This is a genomic window from Mesobacillus subterraneus (genome assembly GCF_020524355.2).
Taxonomy (GTDB): Bacteria; Bacillota; Bacilli; order Bacillales; family Cytobacillaceae; genus Mesobacillus; species Mesobacillus subterraneus_C.
On the sequence record NZ_CP129019.1, the window covers coordinates 2,982,140 to 2,997,266 of the forward strand.

Genomic DNA, 15,127 nt, shown 5'->3' on the forward strand with positions numbered 1-15,127 from the left:
GTTATATAACTTTTTAACTGTTGTATAACATGTTTTTTGCAGGCCTGCGAAACCTTTTCTAAGATGGCCGTTTGCAACTTGTATCAAGTCACGACCCGGCTAGTATAGTTTTTCAAATAAAGGCCGTTATAAGCACAATGGGCATTTTAATCACATTCTTCATTTGGGCACATAAGATAATAAAGAAATCTAAATAAAGGGTGTTGCAAATGCCAGCAATCGTTGGAGTCGCACAGGTCATATCCCTGGGGAACAGCGCTGTCTTCCACATTGGCGATGTTTATAGAATCAGCCCGATTTCCAATGCTAAAACCTTTTCTGGAGCCGGTTCATTCAATACCGGTGACGGGTTGACCGTTTACAATAACCAAAGCTCAACGAATACCTATGATCCAGATGCCGTCGATCAAGGAAATTATCTGAATGTTTAATGTGGGTGAGTCTGATGAATTTTTATATACAACAATCAATCAATATCAACCTTCTGAAGATAGATGGAATCACGAACTCTTCTGTTCTGCAAATTGGCAGTGCAGGAATGATCAAGCCCGTTTCCCACCTCTATAATACCGGTGGTTTTACAGCTCCTGCACCAGAGGCTTTGCATCCTTCGCAAATCTATACAGGCATGTCAGGTCCAGTTCCTTCGCAAAACTTACTTGAGACACCAGCCGTCCCTTTAACTTCAGGTCGTGCTCGTTCTTGACATACAAAACTGGTTCGAATCGAGGTGATTCAATTTGAATGCTGAATTTTATGAATACGTAAAAAAGATGCATTTATATGTAGAGCACCAGAGCCAAAAGATTGCCAAACTAGAGAAGATGGTTCTGGATATGAAGCAAGAAATTGCGGTATTGAAGGAACGTCCCCCAGTTCAAATTGGAAATATAGAGTACAAATTCGACCAGTTGAAAGTTGAAACCCTTGAAGGGACTTTGAATATTGGCCTGAACCCGACTGACTTGGAAGGAATCGATGATTTCTCAGTTGATCAAAAAACCGTCAATGTACCCAATCCAGGGAAGCAGTTGTTTAAAAGAACAATCGAAATTGAAACTGCACTTCACCACTATCTCGAAACAGATCTAGAAAGTATTTATCGTGAGGCACAAGAGAAGCTCGGAATCAGTGTCGATGATTCTTATTTCACATTTATAAAAGAAGATATTAAAAAACAGATATCTGGCAGAGTTTCAACGCATTTACAAGAGAGATCATCAAATCACAATAGTACTGAAATCAGTTCTGAGATGACTGAACAGGTGATCGATGTCCTCAAGCAGGAGATCCAGAATGGGGTGTTCCTGTTCCTTAAAAATCTGCCCGATAACGTAAAGGAAGGTAATTCATAATGAATTTTCAAGTCTATAACCGGGATATTTGTGTAGGGGACATCAGGATCATCGGTGTATCAAGTTCCTCGCTGTTAATGGTCGGGGATGCAGATAGCATCAATCTGGCATCTACTTTCGATACTCCGGCTGAGTCACTTATTGTCGGGCCATTTGTCCCGCTTTCACCGGAAGTTTGATGATGATGCTTAACAGAGTCGCAAGCGTTGATCAAATAAAGATTGACTCCGTTATCTTCTCTTCGGTTTTCCAGATTGGAGATTCTCAGCAAATCCAGGGACTTTCAAGAGCCCTGGCAGTGCAGAGAGAAGCGGAAGTTTTTTATGATAATGAAGGTGAGTTTACTGCCTACCCAATTTTTTCAGAGCCAATTCCATTCCAACTAGAAGAAACAACCGTTAATAATTCTATAGTGCATAATATAAACCCATTCATTAAGGTTAGGAGTATCGATATACTCGGTGTATCCTCATCCTCAGTGGTACATCTTGGAAATAGCTGTGATATTTCTTTGGAGGCTAGGGTAAAGCATATCCGACAGCTTCTGCCGCGGCCAGAGCAAAATAAGTAAGTTCTTTGTTCGCCCGATGGAATGTACCTAGTTTCTATTGTCTATAACTCATGGGCTTATTTAGCCCAGAACGCGCTTCATAACTTCACCGGTTGTGAATATCACCAAATAGATTAACAGAAAAGGATGTTTTCAATGCCAGCAATAATAGGTCCTGTGCAAATATTGAATGTTGGCGGCGGGACGGTGCAGTTTGGCGACACGCTGTTCATCTCGCCAAAAAGCAGTGCAAAAACTGTCGCTGGTCAGGGAGGATTCAACACTGGTGGTTTCATTGTTACAAATAACGGATTAAGTGCCAGCAATGTTCTTGATGCCAACTTGATTGACCAGCCGATAGCAGGTAATAACTAGCGTTTATTTCGTTTACGCGCATTAGATTTAGTAATTTTCGGCAGCCTTGTAGAAGGCTGCTTTTTTATCCATTTCAAAAACTTCTGCAATTCAGGATGGGAACGAAGCAGTTCAATGGTGTTCAATCCCGATGCTAGCTCCTCATTCGTGAACAGAGCATGAATCTGTTTATGGCAAGGAATGCACAGATTGGCTGTTGCCAAGAAAGTGCCTCCCATTTCTTTAGGAACCAAATGGTGAATGGTCACCTCCACCTCTTCCCTGCCGCATAACTCACATGTGCCAGATTGCTTTTTCTTCGCCACGGTGATCCCTCCTGCCATTTGTCATTTGGTTCTGGTCCTCAAACTGGGATGCTATCATTCCCTTTATCAGATATAGCCTTCCTGTCGGACACTTTCCTCTTTCTTCGCCTTCCGTATGGCTGACACAGCCCTACAATCGAAAGTTCTACAATACAAACTAAAAAACCGGCAGGATTATTATTCACATCCCGCCGGTTTTTAACATTTCTTTATAGTTAATCCAGTTCAAGCAGATGCCCGCCGTCGAAGAAATATAAGTATTTCTCCGCAACTGGCTGCTTCCACACCTGTTCAATTGCTTTGGCATACAAGCTGATCTGGATTCGATATCGTTCCTCCAGAATAGGCTTTGCCTGCTCGAACCCGCCTTTATAGCGGTCATGGATGCCATCCGTTTTAAAGTCCAGCAGGACGGTTCCTTTTTCATCCTGGAAAATACAGTCGACTACCCCCTGGATAAAGGTTGGTTCGTTTTCTCCCTGCCAATCAGGATAAACTTCCTTTGACGGCAATGACAGATAAAACGGTACCTCGCGGCTGACTTTTTCTGCCGATACCAGTCGCTTGCCGATGTCCGTTTCAAAAAAGGCAAGGATCCATTTTTTATCAATAGCATCACGCTGCTCAGGGAAAAGCAGCTCCTTCACTACCATCTCCTCCAGTTGCAGATCGAGAGTGGCTTCGGTCACTGGCTGGTTCAGATTAATATGCTGCATGACCATATGCATCGCGGTTCCGCGTTCTGCAGGTGTGAGTTTCTTTTCCTGCATGAATCTTGACCTGTTGAGGATTGGTTTTGAAAACCTTCTGACAATCTGTGTTCCGCTTTCTTCATCCCTTGTTTCGTGGTTGCGTTTCAGCTCGGTAACTGACTGCTTGGAGCGGTGGTTTGCTGCTTCCTTGAAATGATAATTCCATGAAAGCTGCCTGTTCACTGTCTCTGCCAATTCTGAGTCTCTGTTTACCGGCTTCCCTGCTGCAACAAGGTCCATCAAGCTTTCGTGCTCTTCGGATTGTTCATCAGAATATGAAGCGATTTCCTCTGCTTTAATGCTTTCAATTTTCCAGCGGGAAGGATGGTTAATAATATCCTCACCCAGTGCCGGATGAAGGTTATCTCCACTTTCCCGGATATAGTCACAATCCCGGTGGCGCATCACCGCTGGACCGATCCAGTCGATGTAACCTGAAGCTGAAGCTCTTGAATATTCATCCAGCAGCCACTCAGGATAGCTTGCTTCGTCCTGCCACTTGCTGATCGTCTTTTCTGCATCCTTGACCGACCCAATCAAGTAGAGCTTCTCCTTTGCCCGTGTCAAGGCAACATATAATACTCGCATTTCCTCTGCCAGCATTTCCATCTTCTTCTTGCGCTTGAATGCCAACTGCGGCAAGGATGGGAAGGAAATCCTCTTCTCCGGATTGATATATTTAGCTGCAAAGCCAAACTCTTTATCGAGCATATAGAATTTTTTCAGATCCATCGTATTGAAATTCCGGGCAGGCCGGCAACGAAGACAACCGGGAACTCCAACCCCTTGCTGCTGTGGATTGTCATGATCCGGACCACATCTTCCTGCTCTCCAAGAGCTCTTGCAGCACCGAGATCATCCCCGCGTTCCCTTCATCCGCTCAATGAAGCGCAAAAAGCGGAACAGGCCGCGGAAGCTAGTGGCTTCATACTGTCTGGCGCGATCATAGAGCGCTCGCAGATTTGCCTGGCGCTGCTTGCCTCCTGGCATCCCGCCGGCAAAATCGAAGAAACGGGTTTCCCTGTACAATTGCGAGATTAAATCGGATACAGACCCCTGCCTTGCTGAGGTTCTCCATTTTTTCAAGCTTTCGAAAAAGCGACTTGTGTTCTCATGCAAGTGCTCATTTTCCGGCAATGGCCGTTCAAGACAGAAAGCAGTCAATGCCTCATAGAAGGAACCGCGTTTCTGGCTGACCCTGATGATGGCTAGCTCTTCTTCATCCAGCCCTACTATCGGGGATCTCAAGACAGCGGCAAGCGGGATATCCTGATAAGGATTGTCGATCACTTTCAACAGTGAAAGCATGATTGCTACTTCTGTTGCCTGGAAATATCCAGTCGACAAATTCGCATAAATCGGAATGCCCTGCTGCTTGAACTCCTCCATGATTTGAGGCGCCCATGTCATCGAGCGGAGGAGAATGACGATATCACGGTAATTGACGGGCTTAGAAGTCTTTGTCTTCGGATTGTATACACCCCGTCGTTCCTCTACCATACCCTTAATATGCTTGGCCATCAGCCTTGCTTCGAGCTGAGATTGTTCAAGATCATCGGCGTCGAATTCACCTTCTGCCGTTTCATCCCCAGACTCTGTTTCTGCGGATTCAGCCTCGCTTTTATCAATCAAGAGCAGCTCTACAGGGAACTCGTCATCCTCAGGATAAGGCGCTCCTATTTTCAGCTCGGCATTTTCATCGTAATCAATTTCGCCTACCTTGATCCCCATGATTTGCTTGAATAAATAATTCGTACCGTCAAGAACCTCTTTGCGGCTCCGGAAGTTCTTGGCCAAGTCTATTTTCAACCCAGTTCCTTCTCCGCTGGATGTGAACCTGTTGTACTTTCCAAGAAACAGATTAGGCTCAGCAAGACGAAACTTGTAGATTGATTGCTTTACATCGCCAACCATGAACAGATTGCCTGCTTCTTCTCCTTCAGCAGTCACAAGCTGGAGGATTGCTTCCTGGACCATATTCGTGTCCTGGTATTCATCCACAAGGACTTCTTTGAATTTCTGGCGATAAGCAAGTGCTGCCTCTGAAGGTTCAGGTTGTCCTGGATGCGCCACTCCCTCCACATCCGTATTAACAGTCAGAATATCAAGTGTATAATGCTCCAAATCAGAGAAATCGACGAGGCCACGCTCCTGCTTCACTTCTCCAAACCGGCGCGAGAATTCTTTTACAAGATCAATCAAGACAGCGATCAACGGCTTCATTTCCTGCATATCCTTCAGGAAGCTTTCAGGTCTGCGTGAGAATAATTCCCCTCTCAGATCCTGGACGATTTTCTTTGCCCTGTCCCTTAGCTTTGCTGCCTTGTCTACAAGATCCTTGTTGAAATCATCCCCTCGACAAGTTTTCGCCCTGCCGAAATTGGCGAGCTGGATCGCCTCATAAAGCTCTGCCCATGATCTGTCTTTTGCAGCAAGCAAAGTATCAATTACATGCAGGTCCTCTGTGAAATTAACCACCCTTGGAGCAGGTCCCCCTGGCATTTTGGCAATCTCCATCCCTTTTACCAGAAGCTGTTTAGCTCCCTGAAGCTGCAGCTCAATATCCGCAATGAGGACCTTCATGAAGGGCAGATCTTCCATAGCTGAACTGCCTGCTGCGTCATACATTGAAACGATGGAATCAAGATAGGCATCAGGTGAAGGATTGGATCTGGCGAAATCAAACAGGTCAGCAATGATATCCTTCAACCCTTCATCGCTGCGGTCATTCGTGAACGCATCTACCAGGTTGAAAAAGTGCTGGTTGTCTGCCTTTCCGTATTCTTCCTCGAACAGTTCCTCCATCACTTCATCCCTAAGCAGCTGCCCTTCGGTTTGATCAGCAATCCTGAAACCAGGATCTACATCGATCAAGTAATAATACTTTCTGATTACATCAAGGCAGAAGGAGTGAAGGGTTGAAATGGAAGCCCTGTTCAACAGGCTAAGCTGCTTTTTTAAATGTGTTGAAACCGGGTTGCTGTCGATCGCTTTTTCCAGCGCTTCCCCTATCCTGTGACGCATTTCAGCCGCGGAGGCATTGGTGAATGTCACAACAAGCAATTCATCCACATCCATCGGATTGTTTTCTGATGTGATTTTCTTGATGATCCGCTCGACAAGAACGGCAGTTTTTCCCGACCCTGCTGCCGCTGCGACAAGAATATCCTGCCCTGACGCCATGATTGCTTTCCATTGATCTTCCGTCCATGTTGCCCCTTCCGGCACTGGCGGTATATTCGTTTTAGCCAAGATCCTCTTCCTCCTCTCCCATTGATGCAAGAATATCCAGTTTCCTGATTTCTTCTAATACATCATTTGTTCCAGGCAAGCTATCTTTTGCCTTCATAAGTTGATCCTGACGGAGTGATGCCAGCAAGTCTTCCTTTTTAATGACCGGAAGTTTCCTGAATTCATTTGATTCCACGGCTTGATCAAACTGGCAGACCGGCTTGAAAGAACAGAATGTACATGGAGCCCTGTCCTTGAGTTTATACGGCGCGACATCGACAGTTCCGCTTACAATCCTGTTTCCTGTCTCTACATATTTGTGGCGGACGAATTGCCGCAAGTGATCAAAATCCTCCTTGCTGGCCACCTTCGAACTTTTCAGCAGGCTTCCGTCCTTTTTAAAACCTGCGGAAATAATCTGCGAGCTTCCTGTATCAAGCCCTTTGTCCATCATTCTGATGACATTTTCATCACCAAGCAGCAATCCATTCATTTTGAAGCGTTTGAGGATTTCCTCTTCGATTTCATCCAGAGTCAGCATTTTCGATGCGTTGACAATAGGGTTATGGACATGGAAATAAAGGACTCCCGCTGGGTCAGCAGGCTTGCCGACCAACAACGGGGAATGAGTAATGATAATGTCCAGGTAGGTGAGCATTTGAGGGCCACACCATAATATACTTCCGTCAAGTTAACATCCTTCACGCTGGATTTATAATCGACAACCCTAAGGTACATCCCCTTTTCGTCCTCTGCTTTATCTACGCGGTCAATCCGGCCCATCAGTTCCATCCTGGTGCCATTTTTGAGCGAAAAGGCTAGCGGAGGAAGTTTTGCCTGGCGGCCGAACCCTAGCTCCCAGGCCTATTGGTGAAAATCCGCTGACCTTGGCATGATCACTTAAAACAAGTGACGCCCGGCTGATGATATTCTGCAGCTTCTGCCTGATATAATGATGTCTGTTCGAACTCATCAAGATCTCATTTTGCAATTTAGGAGCAAGCTTTTGGACTGCATCCCTTGCCAGTCCTTCAGCCTGCGCTCTTGTAAGCTGGGCCCAGCTGAGATTCTGCTCCATTACGGTCTCGGCAATTTCCTTCAGTGCAGCATGGAACAGATCGCCAATATCCGGAGCCTCAAGACGGAAAATCTGGCGGTCGCGCAGCTTCAAACCGTGCTGGACATAATGAGAGAATGGGCAGCTGTTGAAGAGCTCCATCCTTGAGACACTCGCCTGGATTTCATCACCATAAAGCTCCTTCGTGACTGTTTCGGACAACTGCTTCGTCTTGTTTTCGTAAAATAGGCTTGAAAGAACCTTGCTTGCTGTATCAGCCCATTGATGATTCTTTAGATAATAATCGTACACATCCCACCAAAAATCATAGACAGGATAGTTGCGCTTCTTCAACTGAAGCTGTGAAGTCAGATAAGATAAGGCGACATTTTCACCAGCAGCGTACTCTAATTGTTCCTCTTCCGGCAATTCGGATGGATCAGGCAGATAGAAATGCGTTTGATGTTCCGGGAAGAGCTCAGAGATCCGCTTGATGAATGAAGATGGCATCAAAGCTTTCCCTTCTTCATTGGCGATTGGATAACTGATATATAATTGTTCTGACGGTGTCACAAATGCTTTATAAGCAATGAAGTTTTCGTCCAGAAGTTTCGTACGGCTGTTTGGGGCAAGCTTCATTCCTTTTGACTGCAGAAGCTCCCTGTCATCATCCGCAAAAATCCCTTCCTCTGTCATCTTCGCTGGAAGGACACCTTCATTGACGCCGATGACAAATGCGACCTTCACATCGGCAAGCCTTGTCTTTTCAAGGTCGGCAACCAATATCTGGTCAATTGCCGGTGGAATGAGAGAGAACCTTAAAGACTCAAAGCCAGCATCAAGAATCGTCACGAACTTTTTTGGCGGAACTTTTGCGTCACCAAGCATCTCGACGAACTGATCAAGAAGGTTGATCACTGCATTCCAGGCTTGCTCATGCTCCCTCGCCTCTACCAGTCTGCCTTCCTGTTCGGCACCCATTCGCCATGCCTCGAGCTTAGCTGGGATATCAAGCTCTTCCATGAATAGATAGACTGCTTCCGAAAGTTTTCTTCCCGTGTCAGCCCTCTTCAGGCGGCGAGCCATCCGCAGCAGCGGAGAAGTAATCAACAGACGCAGATCATTCAGTTCTTGTTCTGTCTGTTTTTCTGCATCCGTCTGGGCCAATCCGTCATACTCCAGACCACGGATCCTACGGTATTTCCATCGTTCCTTTTTCGTCCATTTATCCCCCTGGATGCCATATGCGAGTACATAGTTTTCCAGCACATCCATTTGTTCGCGCATCTTGTTCAGATTCACTCCGACCGGGAATAGTAAATCCGTTTTGACAGCACGAAAAATTGGCTCATACCTCCAGTTCCCCAACACTGTTTCAAGACTGGAACGGACCAGCTCAATCAATGGATGATGAAGCATATTCCGTTTCTGGTCGATAAAGTAAGGAAGTCCATGGTCATCAAAAATCGTTTCAAGCACTTCGCGGTATTCGCTGCCTCTCATCAAAACCGCCATATCACGGTAGCGGTACCCATAATCCCTGGCAAGTCCAAGAATCTTGCGCGCAACACCTTCAAGTTCCGCCCTTCTGTTGGCAGCCTGGGCGATATGGATCGCTGACTCACCGTTGTATTTGACCGCCGACCTTGTATCGAACTCTCTTTCCAGATGCTTCAGGGATTCATCCTGCCAGCGTTTCTGCTCTGTCAGCAAGACGTCTTCTTCCAGTTCATAGCCTTTTGTCTTAATCATGTCATACAAGGTTGAGCAGGTTTCTCCAGTTATCCTGAATAAATGCAGTTCGTCAGGCTGAGCATCTTTGAAACCCTGATCGACGGGCAGCGCAATCGTCACCCTTTTACAACTGCCGATCAACTGGTCGATGATCATCAATTCAAGGGGAGTGAAACTGTAAAAATCATCAATGTATACTTCTGCATTTTTCAAATATTGCGAGGCAGGAATCTTCTCTGCCAGCAATTTAAAATAATCCTCTGAATCGATATATTTGCCGAATAATTCATCTTCGAATTGACGATAGACTAACTCAAGATCATGGATTTTGTCCTTCAGCGCTTTATTGCCCGCAGAGCTTTCCTCCATTTTTCCAGCGAGCTCGTCCGGGTTTATCGCATATCGTTTGAACTCAATCAGCATCTGCTCCATCTGCTGGACAAAACCATTCTTATCCGCAGCCTTTTGGAAGATTTTCAAGTCATCTTTTTTATCCTCAATAATTTTACGAATCATCATGCTGATCCCGACACTGTCCAAATGCTGGCGAGTAAATCCGCCTGTTTCCTGCAGGATTCTCCATGCAAGGCGCGGAAAGCTGAATACCTGCGCCCTGATCATTCCCCCAAGCTCAGGGTCAGTGGACAATCTGTATTCGGAAAGGAATGACATTTGTTCAGGAACAAGATAAACGACCGGATCCCCCTGCGGGTCGGTAATGAGCCTGTCCTTGATTTCATTTATGATCATCTCGGTCTTGCCGCTTCCAGAGCGCCCGAGCAATAAACGTACAGACATCTAACTTCCCCCTTCTCTCTTAAAATATCTATCTCTGTATCCCATTTATAATTGAAAAAGGCGCTTTATTTCCTGCGCCTTTTCATACCAAACGATTGTTCTATATACCTTTCATTATACCTTTTTTGGAGGCAATTTTGGAAGCAGGAAGCCCGTTAATTTTTCCCAAAACAACCTGCAAAATCCGTTCTGGCTGCATATGGTAGTGATGGCAGGTGATATCCATGAAATCCATGTCCTTTTTTCACAAGGCTTCCATCCTTCTGACACTCTGCGCCATCATGGTCGCAAGCAATATCTACACATTGATTCCAATCTATTCCGATCTTGCGGAAGACCTATTAATCGCCGAATCTCACGTTGTTCTCGCTGGGGGGGCTTTTTACCTTTTTCTATGCCTGCGGACTGCTGTCATTCGGACCTGTATCCGATTTTACAGGCCGGAGGAAAATCCTCGTGTTCGGACTTTTGGCTTCCGCACTGACAACATTGGCCGTCGGCTTTTCTGCCGGATCTCTCAGTTTGTGGATTGCCCGTTCCCTGCAGGGGATCACTCTTGCCACTTTCGCTTCAGTTGCTTTCGCCTACTCTTATGATGTCTTTAATTTTCGGCAGAGGACGATCCTTGTTGTATTGATTAATACTGGATTTTTAATCGCCGGCATCTTTGGGCAGGTTGCCAGTGACTTTCTTGCCGAGGTTTCATCCTGGAACAGCGTCTTCTTTTTCTTTTCAGCTGTCTATTTTATTCTGTTTGCTGCTGCTTTTTTCCTGCTGAATGAATCACCACCACAGATGGTAGAAAGCAAGCCTTTATGGAGTCTCTTTTTTCAATTGTTAAAAGATTCTCGGTTGATGAAATGCTATAGTATTTCATTCTCACTTTTGTTTGCAATTATCGCATTCTATGATGCAATTGGCCGCTATTTTAACGGTCCTGAATCAGACTTGCTGATAATCCGTCTTGTCGGATTGTTAGGTGCTTCTCTCTCCCTTTTCACAGGTAAACTGATCGATCGATGGGGCGAGCTGCGAACAATGATGTTCGGTTTGGCCATCGGGTCAACTAGCGCGTTCCTGCTACTTTTCTTCCAAAGCACCGCAGCCTTAATATTCTTCTCTATCTTTTTTGTTTCATCGATTTCACTCACCATCCCGACAGTCATTACCCTGATTGGCGGCTACGGCAGCAGCCAGCGTGCCAAAGCATTGTCGCTGTATTCATTCATCCTGCTGACAGGCGCAAGTCTCGCACCGCCGGTCGCAGCCCTGTTGCCATTCAGCGGAGTGATGCTTTTACTGTCTTCACTTTTCGCATTTAATATCTTAATCTGCCTATTGCTTCAAAAAAAGGCATTCCAGTCAGCAAACGCTGGCTGAAATGCCTTTTTAATTGTTTCAGGCTGCAGATTGAATCCCTGACAAGTAAACTTGGTCCTGAACTTCGGATTTACTCCTATCAATCTTGATATATTCCTGAATCATGGTCACTTATTCCTTAAAATCTTAATATATTCCTGACTCTTCGCTGCTTATTCCTTAAAATCCCGATATATTCCTAAATCCCATTTTTTAACTTACCGGTCGCTGATCTCACCTGACATTTCCTTCAACAGTTTCTTATCTATTTTCCCGACATGTGTTTTCGGCATCTGACTAATAAAGTAAATGTTTTTAGGGACTTTATAGCTGCCCAGTTTTTGCCTGCAGTATTGCTTGACTTCACCTTCAGACAAAGCTGCTCCTTCATCAACGACAATATAGGCCGTTACTACTTCACCCCATTTATCGTCTGCTACCCCGACAACAGCCGCCTCCTGGATGGATGGGTGCGAGCAGAGCCAGTGTTCGATTTCGAGCGGAAATACATTTTCCCCTCCGGTGATGATCATCTCTTTTTTCCTGCCGACAATGTAGTAGTATCCATCTCTATCTCTTTTCGCCAGGTCACCTGTATAGAGCCAGCCGTCCTTCAAGGTGCTATCGGTCGCGTTCTTATTTTTCCAGTAATAAGAAAAAGCATGATTCCCCTGAATGGCAAGTTCACCAACTTCATCTGCACCTGTCTCGTTTCTGTCTTCATCCAGGATCCTGACATTGTGAAATAGCATCGGTTTTCCGACTGAGCCTCTTTTTACATTTGTCTCTGCAGGGTCAATGTAAAAATTATTCGGGCCTGCTTCCGTCAATCCATATCCTTCCTTGAAAGGGATACCCTTCTGTTTGTATGCTTCATATATTTCGAGCGGACACGGCGCTCCTCCAGATAAAAATAATTTCATATCCTGAAATTCCGAACCATGGAACTGCTCAGATTTCACAAGCATATGATGCATCGTCGGCACAAAAAGGACAATTGTGCATTTATACCTTATTAAATTCCCGATCGCTTTTTCCGGGCTAAAATCGTTTGCCAGCACGATTTTACCTCCTGCCATCAGGATAGGAATTGAAAGAGCGTTCAAACCGCCGGTATGGAATAAAGGTAAATACGTCACCGTCTTGTCCTCATTCGTCAGATTCCAGCTGGCGATGGTGGAAATACTGTTCCAGATGATTGCCCGATGCGATAGAACCGCTCCTTTTGGCTTGCCAGTGGTTCCGCCTGTATAAATCATCGCCAGAGGGTCTTCCTCATCCACTTTAGGATTTTCAGCATCAAGTTTACCAACCTTCACCTCAAACAGCTGGTCGTAGCGTGAGCCATTGATTTGGATGCAACGATCTTCGTGTTCCCAAATCAACGTCACTTCTTTTGTAAAATTCGAATGGAATCCCAGCAGCCTGGGCTCACAGTCTTTTATGATATATGCCAGCTCATCGAGGGATAGCCGCCAGTTCAGCGGCACAAAAATTGCGCCAATTTTCCCGCAGGAGAACAGCAAATCAAAGTAACTGATTCCGTTCGGCGCAAGCAGCGCAACCCTGTCGCCTTTTTTGACACCCTTTTCACCAAGCCACACCGCAATTGCTTTCGCCCGATCATTGACTTCCCTGTATGACCATTCCTGACCCGTCTCTGCATCAGCAATCGCAGTTGCATCTGGTGTCAATCCCGCTCTAGATTCAAGCCAGTCGAGCTCCCACCTCACCGCAATCTCTCCTTCACTCGTCTTGATGGATTCATTTTAGGCGAAGGGAGTTACAGGATAGTTACAGACCAAAAGCGAGATTGCCTTGGACAGCACTGTTGCTGGATTAGGCAAACTACTTATAGTTTTCTCATACTAAAAACACAGCAAAAACACCACAGCATCAGCTATGGTGTCAATAGTTTATATACCGGTTAACTCGTCTTCTGAAAATATCCCCATGCTTTTTACGTGATTCCTCGCTTCGGCATCACCCAGTTTGTAGACCATTGCGTAAATTTCCTTCATCGCAAAGTCATATTCAGCATGTTCACGGTCTGGCTCTGTAAAAGGGCGAAAGTTGGAGTTGGCTAAGGTTGCCAAGTCCGCTTTATAGTTTTCCATAAGATACTCCCGCAAATCCTTAATTTCCTCACCTGTTGCAATCAGCGTGAATAAATGGACCTCCGGCTCAGCAGGCGTGTCCAGCACTTCGCCGCTTTCTATATTAAAGTAGTACTTCTGCTTTGTTTCTTCCATGTACAGCACCTCATCCTTTTTTTATACCATTTACCACTTTTGAAGGGGAGTTAACCCTAAAGTGAGATTCGGCGGAATCAAAATTGAGGTGGGCAATGGATTAGCTGGTAATTTAATGGCCGGTTTGTCCTCCTTTATTGGGAGAGCTAGTTTTAAAACCAGTTGGCTGAAATTTAATACTTGTTGAAGCAATTTTAATATCAGTTAAGAGGTTTTTTCGAGGTTTGGTGAGTTTGATACGAATTTATCTACATTCATCTCGAATATTTCTGCAGTTGAAAGAGAGTTATTTCCAGTTGAAACAAATTTATCTCCAGTTGAGAACATTTTATCACCGCTTGGCCCAAATATATATACAGTCGAATCAAATGCTTAGGCTGTTAACGAAGTTTTTACAAGTTCGTCATTTTTCCCCCTTATTGAAGGGGCTTTAATCACCGTTGGAACAAGTTTAATCCCCGTTGAAGGAGATTTAATCCCTCTTGAGACAAATTTAATCCCCGTTGAAGGAGATTTAATCCCTCTTGAGACAAATTTAATCCCCGTTGGAAACTTTCACTCCCTTATCACCCACCAATTGCAAAATAAAAAAGCGCAACGAGTGCGCTTTCCATCTTACATCATAATCCCGCCATCTACATGGAGGGTGGTGCCGTTTACATATTTTGATTCGTCTGAAGCAAGGAACAAATAGGCGTCGGCAATGTCTTCTGGCAAACCGAGCCTGCCAAGCGGGACAAGCATCTTCATTTGTTCAATGACTTTGTCTGGCACTGCGGCTGTCATACCTGTTTCAATGAACCCCGGGGCAACTGCATTAACATTGATGCCTTTGCGGCCAAGTTCCTTTGCCCAAGTTTTCGTCATGCCGACGACCCCGGCTTTGGTTGCTGCGTAGTTTGTCTGTCCCACATTGCCGTATATGCCGGAAACTGAGGATGTATTGATGATTCTCCCTGATCCTTGCTGGACCATTGCTGGCACAACCGCCTGGGCACAATTGAATACTCCGGTCAGATTGACATCAACGACCTTTTGAAAATCCTCGCCTGAAAGCTTATGAAGCATCCCATCCCTAGTGATGCCTGCATTATTTATTAAAACATCAATTTTGCCAAAGCTGCCAAGAACGTTTTGAATCAACGAGTCAACACTTATTCTGTCGGCAACATTCACCTGAAAAAATCCTACGTCATAGCCTTCTGCAGACAGCTCAGCTGCGCGCTTCGTTCCTGTTTCCTCATCAAAGTCCGCCATGGCAACACTGGCGCCTTCACGGGCAAAAGTCTTTGCAGCAGCAAGACCGATCCCGTTCGCTGCACCAGTAATAATCGCTACTTTATCTTTCAATCTCATAAA

General features: G+C 45.3%; 13 protein-coding genes and 2 pseudogenes. 7 read left to right on the forward strand and 8 right to left on the reverse strand.

The annotated features are described in order from the left end of the window. Nucleotides 1-209: 209 nt before the first annotated feature. From LC048_RS15505 to LC048_RS15530, 6 genes are all read left to right on the forward strand, one after another. Entirely contained in the window at nt 210-431 is a 222-nt protein-coding gene (locus LC048_RS15505) for a spore germination protein (RefSeq protein WP_167832134.1), read from the forward strand. Between the two features lie 14 nt (nt 432-445). Beyond that, nucleotides 446-706, forward strand: a complete 261-nt coding sequence (locus LC048_RS15510; RefSeq protein ID WP_226600088.1) for a spore germination protein GerPB — start codon at nt 446-448, stop codon at nt 704-706. A gap of 34 nt (nt 707-740) precedes the next feature. Further along, a complete protein-coding gene (gene gerPC / locus LC048_RS15515; RefSeq protein ID WP_226600086.1) occupies nt 741-1,355 on the forward strand; it encodes a spore germination protein GerPC in 615 nt (204 codons plus the stop codon). Then, entirely contained in the window at nt 1,355-1,534 is a 180-nt protein-coding gene (locus tag LC048_RS15520) for a spore gernimation protein GerPD (protein ID WP_226600084.1), read from the forward strand. Before gerPC ends, LC048_RS15520 begins: the two co-directional genes overlap by 1 nt. After that, nucleotides 1,534-1,926 carry a spore germination protein GerPE gene (locus LC048_RS15525; protein ID WP_371931912.1) on the forward strand — a complete coding sequence of 131 codons (393 nt, stop codon included), beginning with the start codon at nt 1,534-1,536 and terminating at the stop codon, nt 1,924-1,926. The genes LC048_RS15520 and LC048_RS15525 overlap by 1 nt, the downstream gene beginning before the upstream one ends. 135 nt (nt 1,927-2,061) lie before the next feature. Continuing rightward, nucleotides 2,062-2,280 carry a spore germination protein gene (locus LC048_RS15530; protein ID WP_226600082.1) on the forward strand — a complete coding sequence of 73 codons (219 nt, stop codon included), beginning with the start codon at nt 2,062-2,064 and terminating at the stop codon, nt 2,278-2,280. Here the strand turns inward: LC048_RS15530 and LC048_RS15535 are convergent. From LC048_RS15535 to addB, 5 genes and pseudogenes are all read right to left on the reverse strand, one after another. Then, on the reverse strand, nt 2,277-2,585 hold the full coding sequence (locus tag LC048_RS15535) for an HNH endonuclease (RefSeq protein ID WP_306048014.1): 309 nt from the start codon (nt 2,583-2,585) through the stop codon (nt 2,277-2,279). The two genes, LC048_RS15530 and LC048_RS15535, sit on opposite strands and share 4 nt — an antisense overlap. Before the next feature lie 215 nt (nt 2,586-2,800). Then, nucleotides 2,801-6,589: pseudogene (gene addA, locus LC048_RS15540) on the reverse strand (helicase-exonuclease AddAB subunit AddA). Beyond that, a complete protein-coding gene (locus LC048_RS15545; RefSeq protein WP_371931913.1) occupies nt 6,582-7,226 on the reverse strand; it encodes a PD-(D/E)XK nuclease family protein in 645 nt (214 codons plus the stop codon). Before LC048_RS15545 ends, addA begins: the two are co-directional and overlap by 8 nt. A gap of 62 nt (nt 7,227-7,288) precedes the next feature. Further along, nucleotides 7,289-7,360, reverse strand: a pseudogene (locus tag LC048_RS15550) (hypothetical protein); the annotation flags it as partial. Beyond that, nucleotides 7,338-10,157: a helicase-exonuclease AddAB subunit AddB gene (addB, locus tag LC048_RS15555; RefSeq protein WP_306048015.1), complete on the reverse strand. Its 2,820-nt coding sequence runs from the start codon at nt 10,155-10,157 to the stop codon at nt 7,338-7,340. The pseudogene LC048_RS15550 and the gene addB, both read right to left, overlap by 23 nt. Nucleotides 10,158-10,517: 360 nt before the next feature. On the opposite strand from addB, the gene LC048_RS15560 reads away from it, so the two are divergent. Next, complete coding sequence (locus LC048_RS15560) at nt 10,518-11,537, forward strand: MFS transporter (RefSeq protein WP_306048016.1); 1,020 nt, start codon at nt 10,518-10,520, stop codon at nt 11,535-11,537. A 197-nt stretch (nt 11,538-11,734) separates the two neighbouring features. Here LC048_RS15560 and LC048_RS15565 read toward each other — a convergent pair whose 3' ends face one another. The 3 genes from LC048_RS15565 to fabG form a co-directional block, all read right to left on the reverse strand. After that, nucleotides 11,735-13,249, reverse strand: a complete 1,515-nt coding sequence (locus LC048_RS15565) for a class I adenylate-forming enzyme family protein (protein ID WP_226600072.1) — start codon at nt 13,247-13,249, stop codon at nt 11,735-11,737. Between the two features lie 183 nt (nt 13,250-13,432). Then, a complete protein-coding gene (locus tag LC048_RS15570) occupies nt 13,433-13,768 on the reverse strand; it encodes a hydrolase (RefSeq protein WP_306048017.1) in 336 nt (111 codons plus the stop codon). Nucleotides 13,769-14,383: 615 nt separating this feature from the next. Beyond that, nucleotides 14,384-15,124 (reverse strand): 3-oxoacyl-ACP reductase FabG, encoded by a 741-nt coding sequence (gene fabG / locus LC048_RS15575; RefSeq protein ID WP_306048018.1) that lies wholly within the window; start codon nt 15,122-15,124, stop codon nt 14,384-14,386. Nucleotides 15,125-15,127: the final 3 nt, after the last annotated feature.